Origin of the sequence: Mesorhizobium sp. M1182 (assembly GCF_040318335.1) — a bacterium.
Classification (GTDB): domain Bacteria; phylum Pseudomonadota; class Alphaproteobacteria; order Rhizobiales; family Rhizobiaceae; genus Mesorhizobium.
The window spans coordinates 111,615-126,184 of record NZ_JAMYMD010000002.1 but is presented as its reverse complement, the minus strand read 5'-3'; the positions used below and the strand labels follow the sequence as shown (position 1 = coordinate 126,184).

Annotated in this window: 13 protein-coding genes; 4 read left to right on the top strand and 9 right to left on the bottom strand. The window is 61.7% G+C overall.

The window, feature by feature from the left end; all coding sequences use genetic code 11:
• Positions 1 to 16 precede the first annotated feature (16 nt).
• Positions 17 to 1,081 carry a polyamine ABC transporter substrate-binding protein gene (locus tag NKH33_RS03190; protein ID WP_352817998.1) on the bottom strand — a complete coding sequence of 355 codons (1,065 nt, stop codon included), beginning with the start codon at positions 1,079 to 1,081 and terminating at the stop codon, positions 17 to 19.
• A 230-nt stretch (positions 1,082 to 1,311) separates the two neighbouring features.
• On the opposite strand from NKH33_RS03190, the gene NKH33_RS03185 reads away from it, so the two are divergent.
• From NKH33_RS03185 to NKH33_RS03170, 4 genes are read left to right on the top strand one after another with little or no spacing between them, the layout of a single operon-like run.
• The gene (locus NKH33_RS03185; protein WP_352817994.1) at positions 1,312 to 2,250 is read left to right on the top strand and encodes a GntR family transcriptional regulator; all 939 of its coding nucleotides are present in this window, start codon (positions 1,312 to 1,314) and stop codon (positions 2,248 to 2,250) included.
• A 5-nt stretch (positions 2,251 to 2,255) separates the two neighbouring features.
• On the top strand, positions 2,256 to 3,551 hold the full coding sequence (locus NKH33_RS03180) for a nucleotide disphospho-sugar-binding domain-containing protein (RefSeq protein WP_352818431.1): 1,296 nt from the start codon (positions 2,256 to 2,258) through the stop codon (positions 3,549 to 3,551).
• Positions 3,544 to 4,929, top strand: coding sequence for a glutamine synthetase family protein (locus tag NKH33_RS03175; protein ID WP_352817991.1), 1,386 nt, complete (start codon positions 3,544 to 3,546; stop codon positions 4,927 to 4,929). The genes NKH33_RS03180 and NKH33_RS03175 overlap by 8 nt, the downstream gene beginning before the upstream one ends.
• On the top strand, positions 4,929 to 6,233 hold the full coding sequence (locus NKH33_RS03170) for an NAD(P)/FAD-dependent oxidoreductase (RefSeq protein ID WP_352817988.1): 1,305 nt from the start codon (positions 4,929 to 4,931) through the stop codon (positions 6,231 to 6,233). Before NKH33_RS03175 ends, NKH33_RS03170 begins: the two co-directional genes overlap by 1 nt.
• Before the next feature lie 174 nt (positions 6,234 to 6,407).
• Here the strand turns inward: NKH33_RS03170 and NKH33_RS03165 are convergent, their stop codons facing one another.
• The 8 genes from NKH33_RS03165 to NKH33_RS03130 all read right to left on the bottom strand — a co-directional run bounded on the left by NKH33_RS03165 (position 6,408) and on the right by NKH33_RS03130 (position 14,476).
• Positions 6,408 to 6,665, bottom strand: coding sequence for a hypothetical protein (locus NKH33_RS03165; RefSeq protein ID WP_352817985.1), 258 nt, complete (start codon positions 6,663 to 6,665; stop codon positions 6,408 to 6,410).
• Positions 6,666 to 6,997: 332 nt separating this feature from the next.
• The gene (locus NKH33_RS03160) at positions 6,998 to 7,537 is read right to left on the bottom strand and encodes an NADH-quinone oxidoreductase subunit B family protein (protein WP_352767237.1); all 540 of its coding nucleotides are present in this window, start codon (positions 7,535 to 7,537) and stop codon (positions 6,998 to 7,000) included.
• A gap of 12 nt (positions 7,538 to 7,549) precedes the next feature.
• Positions 7,550 to 9,067, bottom strand: a complete 1,518-nt coding sequence (locus NKH33_RS03155; protein WP_352452926.1) for a hydrogenase large subunit — start codon at positions 9,065 to 9,067, stop codon at positions 7,550 to 7,552.
• A gap of 19 nt (positions 9,068 to 9,086) precedes the next feature.
• Positions 9,087 to 10,538 carry a hydrogenase 4 subunit F gene (locus tag NKH33_RS03150; protein ID WP_352918156.1) on the bottom strand — a complete coding sequence of 484 codons (1,452 nt, stop codon included), beginning with the start codon at positions 10,536 to 10,538 and terminating at the stop codon, positions 9,087 to 9,089.
• Entirely contained in the window at positions 10,535 to 11,197 is a 663-nt protein-coding gene (locus NKH33_RS03145; protein WP_023675519.1) for a hydrogenase-4 component E, read from the bottom strand. Before NKH33_RS03145 ends, NKH33_RS03150 begins: the two co-directional genes overlap by 4 nt.
• Positions 11,197 to 12,153: a respiratory chain complex I subunit 1 family protein gene (locus NKH33_RS03140; protein WP_023675520.1), complete on the bottom strand. Its 957-nt coding sequence runs from the start codon at positions 12,151 to 12,153 to the stop codon at positions 11,197 to 11,199. Before NKH33_RS03140 ends, NKH33_RS03145 begins: the two co-directional genes overlap by 1 nt.
• A complete protein-coding gene (hyfB, locus tag NKH33_RS03135) occupies positions 12,144 to 14,162 on the bottom strand; it encodes a hydrogenase 4 subunit B (protein WP_352818427.1) in 2,019 nt (672 codons plus the stop codon). The genes NKH33_RS03140 and hyfB overlap by 10 nt, the downstream gene beginning before the upstream one ends.
• On the bottom strand, positions 14,162 to 14,476 hold the full coding sequence (locus NKH33_RS03130) for a helix-turn-helix domain-containing protein (protein ID WP_023675522.1): 315 nt from the start codon (positions 14,474 to 14,476) through the stop codon (positions 14,162 to 14,164). The genes hyfB and NKH33_RS03130 overlap by 1 nt, the downstream gene beginning before the upstream one ends.
• Positions 14,477 to 14,570 lie beyond the last annotated feature (94 nt).

Below are 14,570 nucleotides of genomic sequence, written 5' to 3'. Positions count from 1 at the left end.
CTGATTTTGATGTCGGTTATTGCGCGGCCTTGATTTCGCTGACGATCTTCGAGTAGTCGCGTTGGGCATCGCCGACATCGCGCAACTGCTCGAACTTGACCAACGCTGCCACCGGCATGCTCATATTGGGAAATTTGGCGAGAAAATCCGCCGGCAGGCTTTCCATGGCCGGCTTGTTCGGTACCTTGTAGTCGATGTTCTGGGCCGCCCAGGCGTGGTTCTTGGCGTCCAGCATGAAGTTGATGAACTGGAAGGCGGCGTCCTTGTTGGCCGATGCCTTCATCACGACCATCGTATCGACCCAGAGATCCGAGCCTTCTTTCGGTATGGTGTATTTAATTTGTGGATTCTCGGCGATCCCGTAATTGCACCAGCCATCCCAGGCCTGAACCATCAGCGCCTCGCCCGAGACCAGCTTTGAATAAAAGGTCGTGTCGTCATAGGCCAGCAAGGTCTTCTTGGCCGAGATCAGCAAGTCCTTGACTTCGCCGAGCTTTGCCGGATCGGTCTCGTTCACCGAATAGCCCTTGGCGAGTTGGCCGGCGGCAAGCAGCCAGCGGTCGGTCGCCAGCATCGTCGTCTTGCCCTTGAGCGCATCGGACGGGGCGAGAAGGTCGTTCCAGCTGACCGGCTCCGCCTTCACCAGATCCGAACGGTAGCAAAGGCCGGTGGTGCCCCAAGTGTAGGGCACGGAAAAATTGTTGCCGGCGTCGTGCGGCAGCTTCGCCGCCTCGGGATAGAGATTAGCGAGGTTAGGGATCTTGGCATGGTCGATCGCCTCGATCAGGCCGAGCTTGTTCAGCACTTCGGCGAAGGGCGAGGAGACGAAGACCACGTCATAGCCCTTGCCGCCGGACGCGACGAGCTTGCCCATGATCTCCTCGTTAGTGGCGTGAACCACGACTTCACCGGAGACACCGGTCGCCGCCTTGAAAGCTTTCATGGCATCCGGCGCCATGTAGCCGTCCCAGTTGGAGATAACGAGGTCGGAGGCAGCCGCCGGCGCTGACAGCGCCAGGCCAAGGCCAAGTGCGATCAAGGACTTCCTTAACGGACGGTGCCGCAGGTGGGTGGTGGTCATGACAGACTCCCATTCTGGTTGATCATCGAACTAGTCGTCGGACCAGCGCCTGCAGCCGTAGCCGCTTTGATCCTGTTCCCCGGTCTTTTATTGCCGATTGATCTCACAGTACTATTGCAGAAAAAAGTACGTCAATCCATAATTTGTCAAACTACGGTGAATCCCGGCCGATCGCATCCGCAAGGGCAATCGGCCAAATCTCAGCCGCCAAATCCTTCACGAGAATTGCCATGCAAGTTGCAGCTCGACGTCCCCGTACCAACCATCTCGACCTTGCACAGCGCATTCTCGATGTGGCCCGGAAACGCGGCTTTGAACCCGGCGCTCATCTCCCGGAGCAGCAGATCGCTTCGCTCTGCAACGTATCCCGAACTCCGGTGCGGGCCGCGCTGCGTCTGCTCACTGAAAAAGGCGTGGTTCGATGGGAGGCTGAGTCCGGCTATCGCTTGGCGGTAGACCTCACGAGCCAGGCGACCGTCGCCGCCGACCTGCCGAGCGCCGAGGAGGATGAACTTGCCGACATGATCCTGCGAGACCGCTCGGCGCGCCGGCTGGACCAGACGGTCACCGTCGGCGCGCTGATGCGACGGTATAATGCCGAGCGCAGGACGGTACTAAAATCGCTGAAGAAACTGGCCGAGGAAAATCTTCTGGACCGCGCGCCGGGGCAGTCCTGGCTTTTCAGGAGAGCGCCGGACGATCTTGGCGCACAAGGGGAGAGCTATGAATTCCGGCTGTTGCTGGAACCCGCCGCCCTTCTGGCGCCTGGATTCCGGCTGGATGGGACGCGCGCGGCAGCCTTGCGACAGGGCATGGAAATGCTGCTGGCTCTGCCCGACGCGGCATTCGATTCCAGAGAGTTCCAACGGCTGGACATCGATTTTCACGGGATGATCGCCGGTGGCTCCGCCAACCGCTTCGTCGCCGAGGCGTTGGCCGATCATCTCAGGCTGCGCCGGCTGCCGGGAACGTATGCCGGCGTCAATGTCTTCCGGCTGAAGCAATCATTGCGCGAGCATCTGACCATACTCGACCATCTGGAGAGCCAGCAGTACGAGGTTGCAGCCGATCTGCTTCGGGTCCATCTGCGGCTTTCACGCAGCCAGCGACCGCAGGCGGCTAGTCGCGGGGCGCCCGCGCTGTTCGGCATGATCAGCCGGCCGGAATAACGAGGATCATGCGCAAAGGCAGCCCGACCATCGCACTGTTTCCGGAAGCGAGCTTCGGCGCTGCGCTGAATTGCGTTGGCATAGCGCAGGCCCTGCGCGCTCGTGGCGCCCGTCCGGTGTTCATCTGCCATGCCGGCTTTTCTGGCGTGTTCGCCGACTATGGGTTTCAGGAATACCAGTTGCCGACTGACGATCCGTTGACCGACAGCGAACGCCAGAGCTACTGGCAGGCCTTCGTGCGCCGTCATCTGCCGCATTTCAGGCTGAGCCCCATCGATCAGCTCGAAACCTACGTTGCCCCGACCTGGCAAGCAATCGTAGACACTGCGGTCAACGCCGAGGCGCCGCTGCGCCAATTGCTGGCGCGGCTGAAGCCGGACGCCGTGGTGCTCGACAACGTCGTCATGTTCCCGGCATTGGCGACAGCCGGCTGCCCGTGGGTGCGCGTCGTCTCCTGCGCCGAAACCGAGCTTCCCGATGCCAATGTGCCACCCTATCTGTCCGGTCTCGCCGCCGACGACCCGAGCCGCGCGGCGTTCGAGGCGCGCTACCTGGCAGCGGTCGCTCCGGCCCATGACCGCTTCAATCGGCTTCGGACCGACGCCGGTCTTGCGCCCTTGCCGACGGGTCTTTTTCTGGAACCTTCGCCCGCCCTCAATCTGCTGCTGACCCCAACGATTGTGCGAAGGCAGCGCGCCGAGCCGCTCGACCCTGCCAGCTTCGTCTATCTCGAAGGCTGCGTTCGCTCGGAAGGGCCGTTCGACGTGCCGGTTTTTCCGCGCGATGGCGGACCGCTGGTTTATGTCAGTTTCGGTAGTCTTGGCGCCATGGATGTCGGCCTGATCCAGCGGATGCTCGCCGTTTTCGACAGGCTGCCGGCCCGCTTCATTGTCAATGCCGGAGGTCTGCGCGACAGCTATCGCGCCGTTCCGGACAATGTCTATCTCGATGCCTGGTTTCCACAGCCTTCGGTCGTGGCGAAATGCGACCTCTTCATTCATCATGGCGGCAACAACAGCTTTTGCGAAGCACTGCGTTTCGGTGTGCCGTCGCTGGTCATGCCCTATTGCTGGGACGGGCATGACAATGCGCAACGTGCCGAGGAAACCGGCGTCGGGCGCCACATCAGCCGCGATGGCTGGACGGAAGACGAATTGGCGCGAAGCATTCTCGGCCTGATGGCCGATGCTGCAATGCGCGCACGCCTCCGGGAGAATGCAGTGCATATGGCGCTGACACCCGGAACGGACGTGGCTGCCGAAGCCATTCTCGCTCTCGCAAGGACCCGACCTGATGCTTGACACCACAACAACGGATGCCTCGACCATGAACGGCACCAACGACCCGAAAGACTGGTTGGCCGCTCACGCTGTCAGCGAGGTCGAGTGCCTGGTGCCCGACATGAACAGCGTGCTGCGCGGCAAGGCCCTGCCAGCGGCCAAGTTCCTCAAGGCGATCGAGGACCGAGCACTCTATCTGCCGAGCAGCGCGTTCCTGGTCAGCATCGACGGCCGCTATTCCGGTTCCGTCGACGAGGGGTTCGCCTACCAGGACCCCGACATGCGGATGGTGCCGGATGTCGCAACACTCTGTCTGGCGCCCGGTGGCGGGCCAGGCAAGGCCTATGTCTTCGCCGATGCGTTCCACATGGACGACCGGCCGTGGATGGCTTCGCCGCGGCACGTGTTGCGGGCCGTGCTCGATCTATATCGCCAGCGCCGCTGGCGGGCGGTGGTGGCGCCGGAGCTTGAATTTTATCTCACCGCGCCCAATCCCGATCCCGATAGGCCGGTGACGGCGCCGGTCGGGCGCAATGGCCGCTCCGAAAGCGTGCAGCATCCCTACGACATGGCGGCACTGGAGCAATTCGAGCCGGTGATCCGGCGCCTCTATGACTATGCTGCGGCAGCCGGACTGCCGCTCGACACGCTCATCCATGAATCGGGCACGGCCCAACTGGAGATCAATTTCCTGCATGGCGACGCGCTGCCGCTGGCAGACAAGGTGTTGCTGTTCAAGCGAATGACGCGCCAGGCCGCGCAGGAAGGTGGCATGCAGGCGACCTTCATGGCCAAACCGATAGCCGCACAAGCCGGCAGCTCAATGCATCTCCACATGTCTGTCGTCGACGAGGCCGGCAACACGCTGTTTGCCGGGCGCGACGGCGCCGACACCGAGATGTTCGGGCATTTCATCGGCGGCCTGCAGAAATACATTCCCGAGGTGATGCCGCTGTTTGCGCCGAACGTGAATTCGTTCCGCCGCATCCGGCCGAACCACAGTGCACCCGCCAACATCGAGTGGTCGCACGACAACCGCTCCTGCGGCCTGCGTGTGCCGGCAGGCGGGCCCACCGCGCGGCGCGTGGAAAATCGGCTGCCCGGCGCCGATGCCAATCCCTATCTGGCGATAGCCGGCTCGCTGCTTTGCGGTTATCTCGGCGTCGAGGAGAAGATCGCTCGTTCGACGGAAGCGTCGGGCAATGCCTATCGCAGCAGGAGCACGCTGCCCAAAACCATGGAAGAGGCGCTCGACCGCTTCGCTGCGTGCGATCCGGTTCGGGCGGTGCTCGGCGAGGATTTCTTCCAGACCTATTTGCGCGTCAAGAGCGTTGAGCTCGACCTGTTCCAGAGCGTCGTCACCTCTTGGGAACGCGACCATCTGCTGCTCAAGGTGTGATGATGGGCTTCAATTCTGGGGGCTTCAACTCCGGCCTGGATATCGGCAAATCCTACTATGTCGCGACGGCCAATCCGGCTCCGGACCATCCGGCGCTGCAGGGCGACGTCGACGCCGATCTGGTGGTGGTCGGCGGCGGTTGTACCGGCCTCTCCGCAGCCTTTCATGCAGCCGAACGCGGCCTGAAGGTAGTGCTGCTCGAAGGCGGCAAGATCGGCTGGGGGGCGTCGGGGCGCAATGGCGGCCAGATGATCCCCGGCCTGCGCAAGGGTGCCAAGGGGCTGGTCAAGCTATATGGGCCGGAACGGGGGAGGGCACTGTTCGATCTCGCCTTCGAGGCGCGGGCCCTCGTGCTCGGTCTGATCGAGCGCCATGCCATCGATTGCGACCTCAGGCTCACCGGCCATCTGGCCGGTGCGGTCAACGGTTCCGACCTGCGCGACCTCGAAGAAGAAGCCGAGTGCCTTTCTACGGTGATGAACTTTCATGATGTCGAGATGCTGTCGGCAGCGCAGGCGCGCGGAATGGTGAACACACCTTATCACGGCGCGATGTACGAGAAGCTCGGTGGCCATATGCATCCGCTGAACTACACGCTCGGTCTTGCTCGCGCCGCGGCTGCGGCGGGCGTCACCATCCACGAGAATTCGGTGGCGCTGCGGCTGGAGCGGGAAGCTTCCCCCCGGGTTTCGACGGCCAAAGGCTCGGTCCGGGCCAGGCATGTCGTACTGGCCGGCGATGCGCTGCTCCACGGGCTTGAGCCGCGCGTCAACAGTCGCATTATGCCGGTCGGCAACTACATCATCGCCACCGAGCCGCTGGGCGACGCGAGCGACGTCATCCCAAGCAATGTGGCCGTCTCCGACACGCGCTTCGTCGTCAATTACTACCGGCTGTCGGCGGATGGACGCCTGCTGTTCGGCGGCGGCGAGCGCTATACGCCGTCGCCGCCCGCCGACATTGCCGGCTTCGTGCGGCCGCACATGGAAAAGACCTTTGCGCAATTGCGCGGCCGCCGCATCGATCACGCCTGGGGCGGGCTGGTCTCGGTGACGACATCGCGCCTGCCGCATGTCGGTCGCTATGGCGACGTCTATTTTGCGCATGGCTATTCGGGCAAGGGGGTGATCCTGTCGACGCTGTCGGGCAAGCTGCTCGCTGAGGCGATCACCGGTGATGCTTCGCGGCTCGATCTGTTTTCGACCCTAAGCCCGCTGCCGTTCCCCGGCGGCACGGCGCTGCGCGGCCCGCTCTATGTGCTCGGCATGCTTTGGTACGCAATGCGTGACCGCATCAAACATTGAGCGCAGGCATGCGCAATGAGGCCGAGCGCCGCCACCAAGCGATTAACGGCTGATTTCGCGGCGGCGTCCGACTTGATCGATGCTTGAATATGGTCCGCAGGCCATGGCCGCGAGTCGGTTCGTGCCCTGCTCCCGAAGCCTGAGCGCCGATAGACCTGCCTGTTATTTCCTCAGCTAATAGATCGATATGATTGCAGGATTAACCGTTTCATAGCCCAGGCGCGGCTCCGATTTGTCTTTCGAAATCGGGCTGGAGACAGTTCCGGTTGAACTGCAATCCAATTTTGTTTCCCTGTTTTTCTTGATCGTGCTGCCCGACAGGTCGGCACAGCACGACGTTACTGGTGTACTGACCACCCTCTTTTTCTCGTGCGCAACGGCGGCGGTGGATACGGCAATCACAATTGCCGCGCAAACAATCGTCAATCTCATTGTTTCCCCCTTAGAGCACCGCAAAAATGTGGTCGACTGCCTTGAGACGCCGGCGAAGGCGGTATTCGCGCCTGGCCGGCCCATGCAGCTTCCGACTGCACAAGATTGTAACTACATTAGCTGCAGCGCAAGTAACCATTTCGGACTAGGGAACGGTCCCCTTCGATCGAAAGCGCTGGGCTGCCGGCGAAAAAGCAGGCGTTCTAGCCGTTCTCGCCGCCGAGCGCCTTCCAATTTTGGGACAGAGGTTGGCTGATGCCCTTAAACTCACGGCTACGCATCGGTTGGATCTATGCAGCGACAAGGCCAACCTTGGCAAAGCCTCTACATAGTCACCTTCGGGCAGCACCAGTCTTGGAATTCACGCCGTCAAGCAAGGCGAGCAGGCCTTTCAGAATTTCGATTGGCGGCGGCGGACAACCTGGAATGTGCAGATCGACAGGCAAGGCCTCGGACACTCCGCGCACCACCGCATAGCTGCCGGAGAAACAGCCGCCATTGCCTGCGCAATCTCCCAGTGCGACCACCCATTTTGGGTTGGGGGTTGCGTCATAGGTCAGCTTCAATGCCTCGCGCATGTTTTTTGTGACCGGCCCGGTGACGAGCAGTACATCAGCATGGCGCGGCGATGCGACGAACCGGATCCCAAAACGCTCGATGTCATAGAAGGCGTTGTTCAGCGCGTGCATCTCAAGTTCGCAGCCATTGCAGGAACCGGCATCGACCGCCCGGATCGACAGGCTTCGCCCCAATCGTTTGTGAGCAGCCCCATCGAGCGCGCGTGCGAGTTCGTCGACTGCCGTGCTGCTTGCCAACGGCGGACGCTCGGTGAGAGGGGGGCGTATCAGGCTTTCAAAAAGAAGCTTGCGCATGACAGCGTGCCTTCAGAGATCATGGCCCGAATAAGAGCAGTTGAACGATTTGTTGCACAGCGGAAAGTCGGCAACGATGTTTCCTTCGATCGCCGCTTCAAGGAGCGGCCATTGAAACCATGACGGATCACGGAGGTGACAGCGCTCGACCAAGCCGCCCTTGCCAATGCGCAGCCAGGCCAGAATGTCGCCGCGGAAACCTTCGACGAGCGCCATGCCTTCATGCGATCGGTTTGTCTGCGCGAAATCGACACGGATCGGTCCGTCTGGCAGTTGTCGCAGGACTTGTTCAATCAGAGACAGGCTCTGTTCGACCTCGTGGATACGAATCCATACACGGGCGTTCACATCGCCTTCCTGGAGGAGAGGTACATCGAAGGCGAGTTCGCCATAGGGTGGATAAGCGAGATTGCGTCGGGCATCGAAGTCCCGACCGGAGGCCCGGCCAACGTAGCCTCCGGCGCGATATTGACGAGCGAGTTCCACCTTCAGCCGGCCAGTTGCGACAGTCCGATCCTGCAGCGATGCCGTGTTGTCGTAGAGCTCGACCAGCGCGGGAAACCGCTGCCTGATCTCTGCGATCAGGGACCTGAGCGCTGTCGTGCCCTCATCGCTCAGGAAGCTTGCCACGCCTCCGGGCACGATGCAGTCGCGCATCAAACGATGACCGAAGGCAGCATCGCTTGCCCGCAATACGCGCTCACGCAGCACCCCACAGTGGGCATGCATAAGCGCGAAGGCGGCATCATTGCAGATGGCGCCTATGTCGCCCAGATGATTGGCCAGGCGCTCCAACTCGGCCATGAGCGCTCGCAGCCAGACCGCGCGTGGGGGAACCTGGACACCCAGCGCCGCCTCGACCGCGCGGGCAAAAGCGAGGGAGTATGCCACGGTACTGTCGCCAGAGGTTCTGCCCGCCAATTTGGCTGCACGGTCGATATCGGACCCCGCCATCAGGCCTTCTATACCCTTGTGCGCGTATCCGAGGCGCTGCTCCAGCCGGACGACCGTTTCACCGCTTGCCGTGAACCGGAAATGGCCCGGCTCGATGATGCCGGCATGCACGGGCCCGACCGGGATCTGATGCAGGCTCTCCCCCTCGGCAGGCAGGAAACTGTACGGGAAGGCAGTCGCAGCAGACGTCCGGACGCGGGTACTCAACGGATAGCTGACACCCCAATGGCCATGATCAAGCCACCGTCTCGTATCAGGCGCGCCTTGTGGCAGGAGCCCGAACAGGTCAGCAGCCGCACGTTCGAGCCGCAATGCGGGCGGATGCAGCCGGCCGACCGATGGGTAGCGGCCACTGGGGCATTCCAGGCTGACAACGCCGATGTCCCCGGCGCTTTCATCGAGAAGTGCCATGTGGACGGCGCCTGGCTCACCCCATAGGCCGAGCAAGCTCCAGTGGCCCTCGGCCAGTTGCTCGACGGCAAAGCCCCATTTTTTCGGAGTCACCACGGCGCGCGACCACGGGAAATGATTTTCGACACGTTGGCCAGCAAGGATGAGGTCGATCAGCGCAGGCATGCTCTTTTCTCTCCTCTGCTCACCCCAGGATACTTGCGACGTGCTGGAACCATGTGACCAGCGGTGGCGGCAGATAGATGCCGGCGGCAAACACCAACGCCAAGTGGGAATACATCGGAATGTAGGACGCCTCGGCGGGTGCAGTGCTGCCGCGCGGTTCGCCGAAAGCGACGCCGGTCAGTCGAAGCAGCAGGGCGCCGAAAGCGAGCAGAATCCCGAAAACCAACGGCATCGCCAAAAGAGGGTGTCTTGCAAATGTCGAACTCACGACCAGGAATTCGCTCATGAAGATACCGAGCGGAGGGAGGCCGGCAATGGCAACGACGCCGATGACGAGCGCCCAGCCAAGGGCAGGATGTGTTTCCGTCAGTCCCCGGATTTCGGCGATGTTCTGTGTCCCCTTGACCTGGGCAATGTGGCCGACCGTGAAAAAGATCGCCGACTTGGTCAGGCTGTGCATGACCATGTGCAGCAGCCCGGCAAAATTGGCGAGCGGGCCTCCTATGCCGAAGGCGAACACGATGATGCCCATGTGCTCGATCGAGGAGTACGCGAACAGGCGTTTGATGTCGCGGCGGCGGTAGAGCATGAAGGCCGCGAAGACAAGCGACGTCAGTCCCATCGTGATCATCAATGACCCAGGTGCGATCGCTTCCGGGCTTGCCGCGAGCAACAGCTTGAAGCGCAGCACGGCATAGAGTGCGACGTTTAACAGCAAGCCCGACAGCACTGCCGAAATCGGCGTTGGACCCTCAGCATGCGCGTCTGGCAGCCAGGCATGTAAGGGCGCAAGGCCGACCTTCGTCCCGTAGCCGAGCAGCAGAAAGATGAAGGCGACATTGAGCAGAGCCGGATCGAAGCGCGCGGCGTGAGCGATGAGCACCGTCCAGACCATCGCATTCGTCCCCTCGCCAACAACCGGCTGTGCAGCCATGTAGACGAGGATGGTGCCGAACAGTGCGAGCGCGATGCCGACGCTGCCCAGAATGAAATATTTCCAGGCGGCCTCCAGCGCTTCGTGCGTGCGGTAGATGCCGACCATGAGCACGGTGGTCAGCGTGGCAAGCTCCACCGCCACCCACATCAAGCCAATATTGTTCGACACGAACGCCAGGTTCATGCCGAACATCATGACCTGGTACATTGCGTGATAGAACCGCAAGTTCGGGACTGTCAGCCGCCCGCTCTCCAGTTCGTGGGCAATGTAGGAAGCGCTGAAGACGCTGGTGGTGAAGCCGACGAATGTGTTGAGCACGATGAAGACGATATTGAGATCGTCGACGAGCAGATACTGCCCAGGCTGCGGGCGGTCGGTGACAAGAAGCGACAGTGCGGCGAGCACGGTCAGCAAGCTCGCAGCGACATTGACGCCCGCCGATATCCGGTATTTCGGCAGCGCCGCCAGAAGTGCGGCCGAGAAGACCGGTATCAGCAAAATGGCGGCCACCGCATCGAGGGAAAACGCGGTCAACGGTGTTCTCCCCTGTAGTCGTCGAGCGCGCCGACATCCACCGAGTCGAACCTCTCGCGGATGCGGAACAGGAAGACTCCGATGACGATGAAGGCGATAAGGATCGAGAAGGCGACACTGATCTCGACGACCAGAGGCATGCCCTTGGCCCCCGTGGCGGCGAGGACCAGACCGTTCTCGAGCGACATGAATCCGACAACTTGGCTGACGGCGTTGCGGCGGGTGACCATCACCAGCAGCCCCAGCAAAATGATGGACAGCGCGAAAGCCAGGTCCTCGCGGGCGAGGGGATCAGCCTCGGGAGTGACGCGCAGCATCAGGACCATGGACAGGGTCACCAGGCCTATCCCCGCAAGCATCGTCGTACCGATGCCGACGGCGGTCTCGACGTCACGATGGATGCCGAGCCGCTGAATGATGCGATGAAGCCCGACAGGAATGACGATCGCCTTGAAGACGAGGGCGATCGCCGCCGTGACGTAGAGATGATGCGCGTCCTGAATGTATGCCTGCCAAGCTACGGACAGGGCCAGCACGATTGCATGAAGCGCAAAAACGTTGATCAGAGCAAAGAGGCGATCCTGATACAGCATCATGAAACTGACCAGCACCAGGCCGCCGGCGAGCAGGTGAGCGATGTCGAAGGTGAGGCCGTTCATCAGAGGCTCCGTGAGACGAACAGCAGGAGCGTGCCGAGCAGGGCCAGCATCAGCGCTGCCCCGAGGAAATCCGGGACGCGGAAGACGCGCATCTTGGCGATGGCAGTCTCAAACACGGCGAGGAGAACGCCACAGACGGCAAGCTTGCCGACATAGGCGACGACACCCGGAGCAAGGGATTCCAGTCCTGCCCCGGCGCTCGCCAGGCCCCAAGGTAGGAAGACGCAGGAAATCAGCGACACATAGAGCAGAAGCTTGAGGAAGGCGGCAAACTCGATCATCGCCAGATGGCGACCGGAATATTCCAGCACCATCGCCTCATGAACCATGGTGAGTTCCAGATGGGTCGATGGGTTGTCCACGGGTATGCGGGCGTTTTCGGCGATCGCCACCATCACGAGGGCGATGAGCGACATCCCGAGCGACACCCGCAAGCCAACCTCCGGTGACCCCATGAAGGCGGCGACCGTTGAGAGTTGCGTAGCACCCGCGACGAGCGCCAGGCTGAACACGATGAGCAGCATGGCGGGTTCGGCCAGCGAAGCGATCATCACCTCGCGGCTCGAGCCGATGCCGCCGAAGCTCGTGCCGACGTCCATGCCTGCCAGCGCCAGGAAGAACCGGGCGCTTCCCAGCAGTGCGACAATGGCTATGAGATCGGCGGTCCAACTGAATGTGAGGCCGGCGGCGAATGTCGGGATGAGCGCCGCGCCGACCCAGGTGGTGGCAAAGATCAGATAGGGCGTCACGCGAAACAGCCAGGATGCGTTGTCCGCCAGAACGACTTCCTTGCGCATCAGCCGCAAGAGATCGCGGTAAGGTTGGATCAGGGAAGGACCCTGGCGGCGCAAGAGCCGTGCCTTCACCTTGCGCACGAATCCGGTCAGGAGCGGCGCCAGCAAAAGCACCAGCGCCATCTGCGCGCCTTGAACGGCCAACTCGAGAATCACGGCCATAGTGCGAGCACCAGGAGCAGGACAATGAGAAAGAGAAAGACGAGGGTCAGGTAGCGCCTGATCGTCAGGAACTGCAGATGGTTGAGGTGGTCGGTCGCAAAGTCGAGGGCCCGGCCGATAGGCAGGTACAGCGTCTCCCAGATCACATCATGCATTTCGACATTCAGACGAGCCGGACCGGTCTCGCCAGGTGCCGGCATTTCGACGGTTTCCCTTGCACGGAATACGAACGTGCCGAAGACGCGGCGGATAGGCTGCGCGAAGCTGACGGCCGTGTACTGCGAGCTCGGGACCACATCCGGGAAGCCACAACCCCAGGCGGGACCCCGACGGAGTGCATGTGATGCAAAGCGATGGATCACATATGCCGCAGCGGATGCGGAAAAGGCGATGAACAGGAACACCAACAGGCCGTTGTAGGAACTGCGGCTCGCTGCAATCGGCACGATAGACAGCCAGGGCTGGGCCATCTGCACAGGCATCCGACTGCCGATCAGTGGCAGTGTCACCGATGAGAGGCCGTCTATCACAAGACCGGGCAGAATGCCGGCCAAGAGACAAAGGGCAGCGAGAATGAACATTGCCGCCAGCGAGTAGCGGTCGACCTCATGCGCCAGTTCCACCGCGGCCGAGCGTGGCCGGCCGAGGAATGTAATCCCGAACGCCTTCACAAAGCAGGCCGCGGCCAGTGCCGCTGACAGCGCCAGCAGACCGCCAACGGCGGGCACCATGACCTTCAGTCCCCATTGTGACAGATCGGGGCTCTGCAATATGGCCTGAAAGGCCAGCCATTCGGAGACGAAGCCGTTGAAGGGTGGAAGTGCCGAGATCGCGACGCAACCGACGAGAAAGGCAAAACTTGTAAAGGGCATGCGGTGGATGAGACCGCCCAGCTTCTCCATATCCCGCTCTCCGGTTGCCGTCAGCACGGCGCCCGCGCCGAAAAACAGCAGGCTCTTGAAAAAGGAATGGTTGAGGACGTGGAACAGCGCGGCGGTGAGCGCCAGCGCTGCAGCCGATGGCATGGCGTTCGCCTTGAAAGCGAGCGCGAGACCAAGGCTTACGAAGATGACGCCGATGTTTTCAATGGTGCTATAGGCAAGCAGTCGCTTCAGGTCCTTTTCCATCAGCGCGTAGAGGATGCCGAGAACCGCCGTCAGGCCGCCAAGGAAAAGCACGGCAACGCCCGACCACCATGCCGGCTCACCGAGCAGATCGAAAATAACGCGTATGAAGCCATAGACTGCGACCTTGGTCATCACGCCGCTCATGAGAGCCGAGACGTGGCTTGGCGCGGCCGGATGGGCGAGTGGCAGCCAGACGTGCAGCGGGACGAGTCCGGCCTTGGAGCCGGCGCCCAGCAGCATGAGAACCAGGACGAAAGCAGCGGCGAACGGGGTGGGATCGCCGGCTCGCATCGCGTCGAATGTGTAGGTTCCATCGGATCCGGCGAGCAGGCCGAACGCAAGCAGCAGCGCGAGTGTGCCGAAGCTCGCCATCACGAGATAGATGTAGCCCGCCCGCGCATTGTCCTGCTTGCGATGGTGCGCCATGACGAGCGCCCAGGAGGCGAGCGACATGAATTCCCAGGAAAGCAGGAAAGTGAAGGCGTCGTCGGCCACCACGACAAGGTTCATTCCGGCTAGGAAAGCCGGGAAGAACGGCAGCACCCGATGCGGCGCAGACTCATGCCTGCCGTAGCCGAGGCCATAAAGACTGGCCATGGAGCCGCCGAAGTTGACGACGATGAGGAAGAAAGTCGACAGCGCGTCCAAACGGAAATGAGCGCCAATCCATGGCAATCCAAGAGGCAACACCACAGTCGACGGGGTGACGGGATTGTCGGCGACGCGGCTCGCGAGAACCATGAGCACGGCCGCCGATATACCTAGCGTCAAGCCGTAGATCAGGCGTGTTCCCGAGTCGGATCTGCGGCTTTCCGCAATCGCAAGCACCGCAGTCCCCAGGAGCGCAGCGACGCCCCACAGGAGGACCGCGGCCCCCGAAATCACGCCACGCTCCTCACGGGGAGTTTGGCATCCGTATCGACTCCGCCAAGGATTTTGGCGGGGTCAAAATCCGCTTTCAGTCGCACGCCGCGCCCGCCGATTTGGCTGGAGGCGCCTTCAGCGATCAATTCCACACCGGCGAGGTCAAGTGCCCCGATCAGCTTCATGAGAGAATCGACGTTACCCCTAATAATCGACTCGCTGGCTTCCATGCGTTGAATTGTCGGCACGGAAAGACCGGACAATTCGGCAAGCCTGCGCTGGTCGATGCCAAGGAGCGCCCTCGCGGCACGCAACTGTGGAGCAGTTATCACGGTCGCATCCCCCTTTTGATCAGCTTTGAGATATTATCTCTACGTCTTGCAGCATATATTAAAATGCGGCGCATTCAATTAGTGATGCGTGACG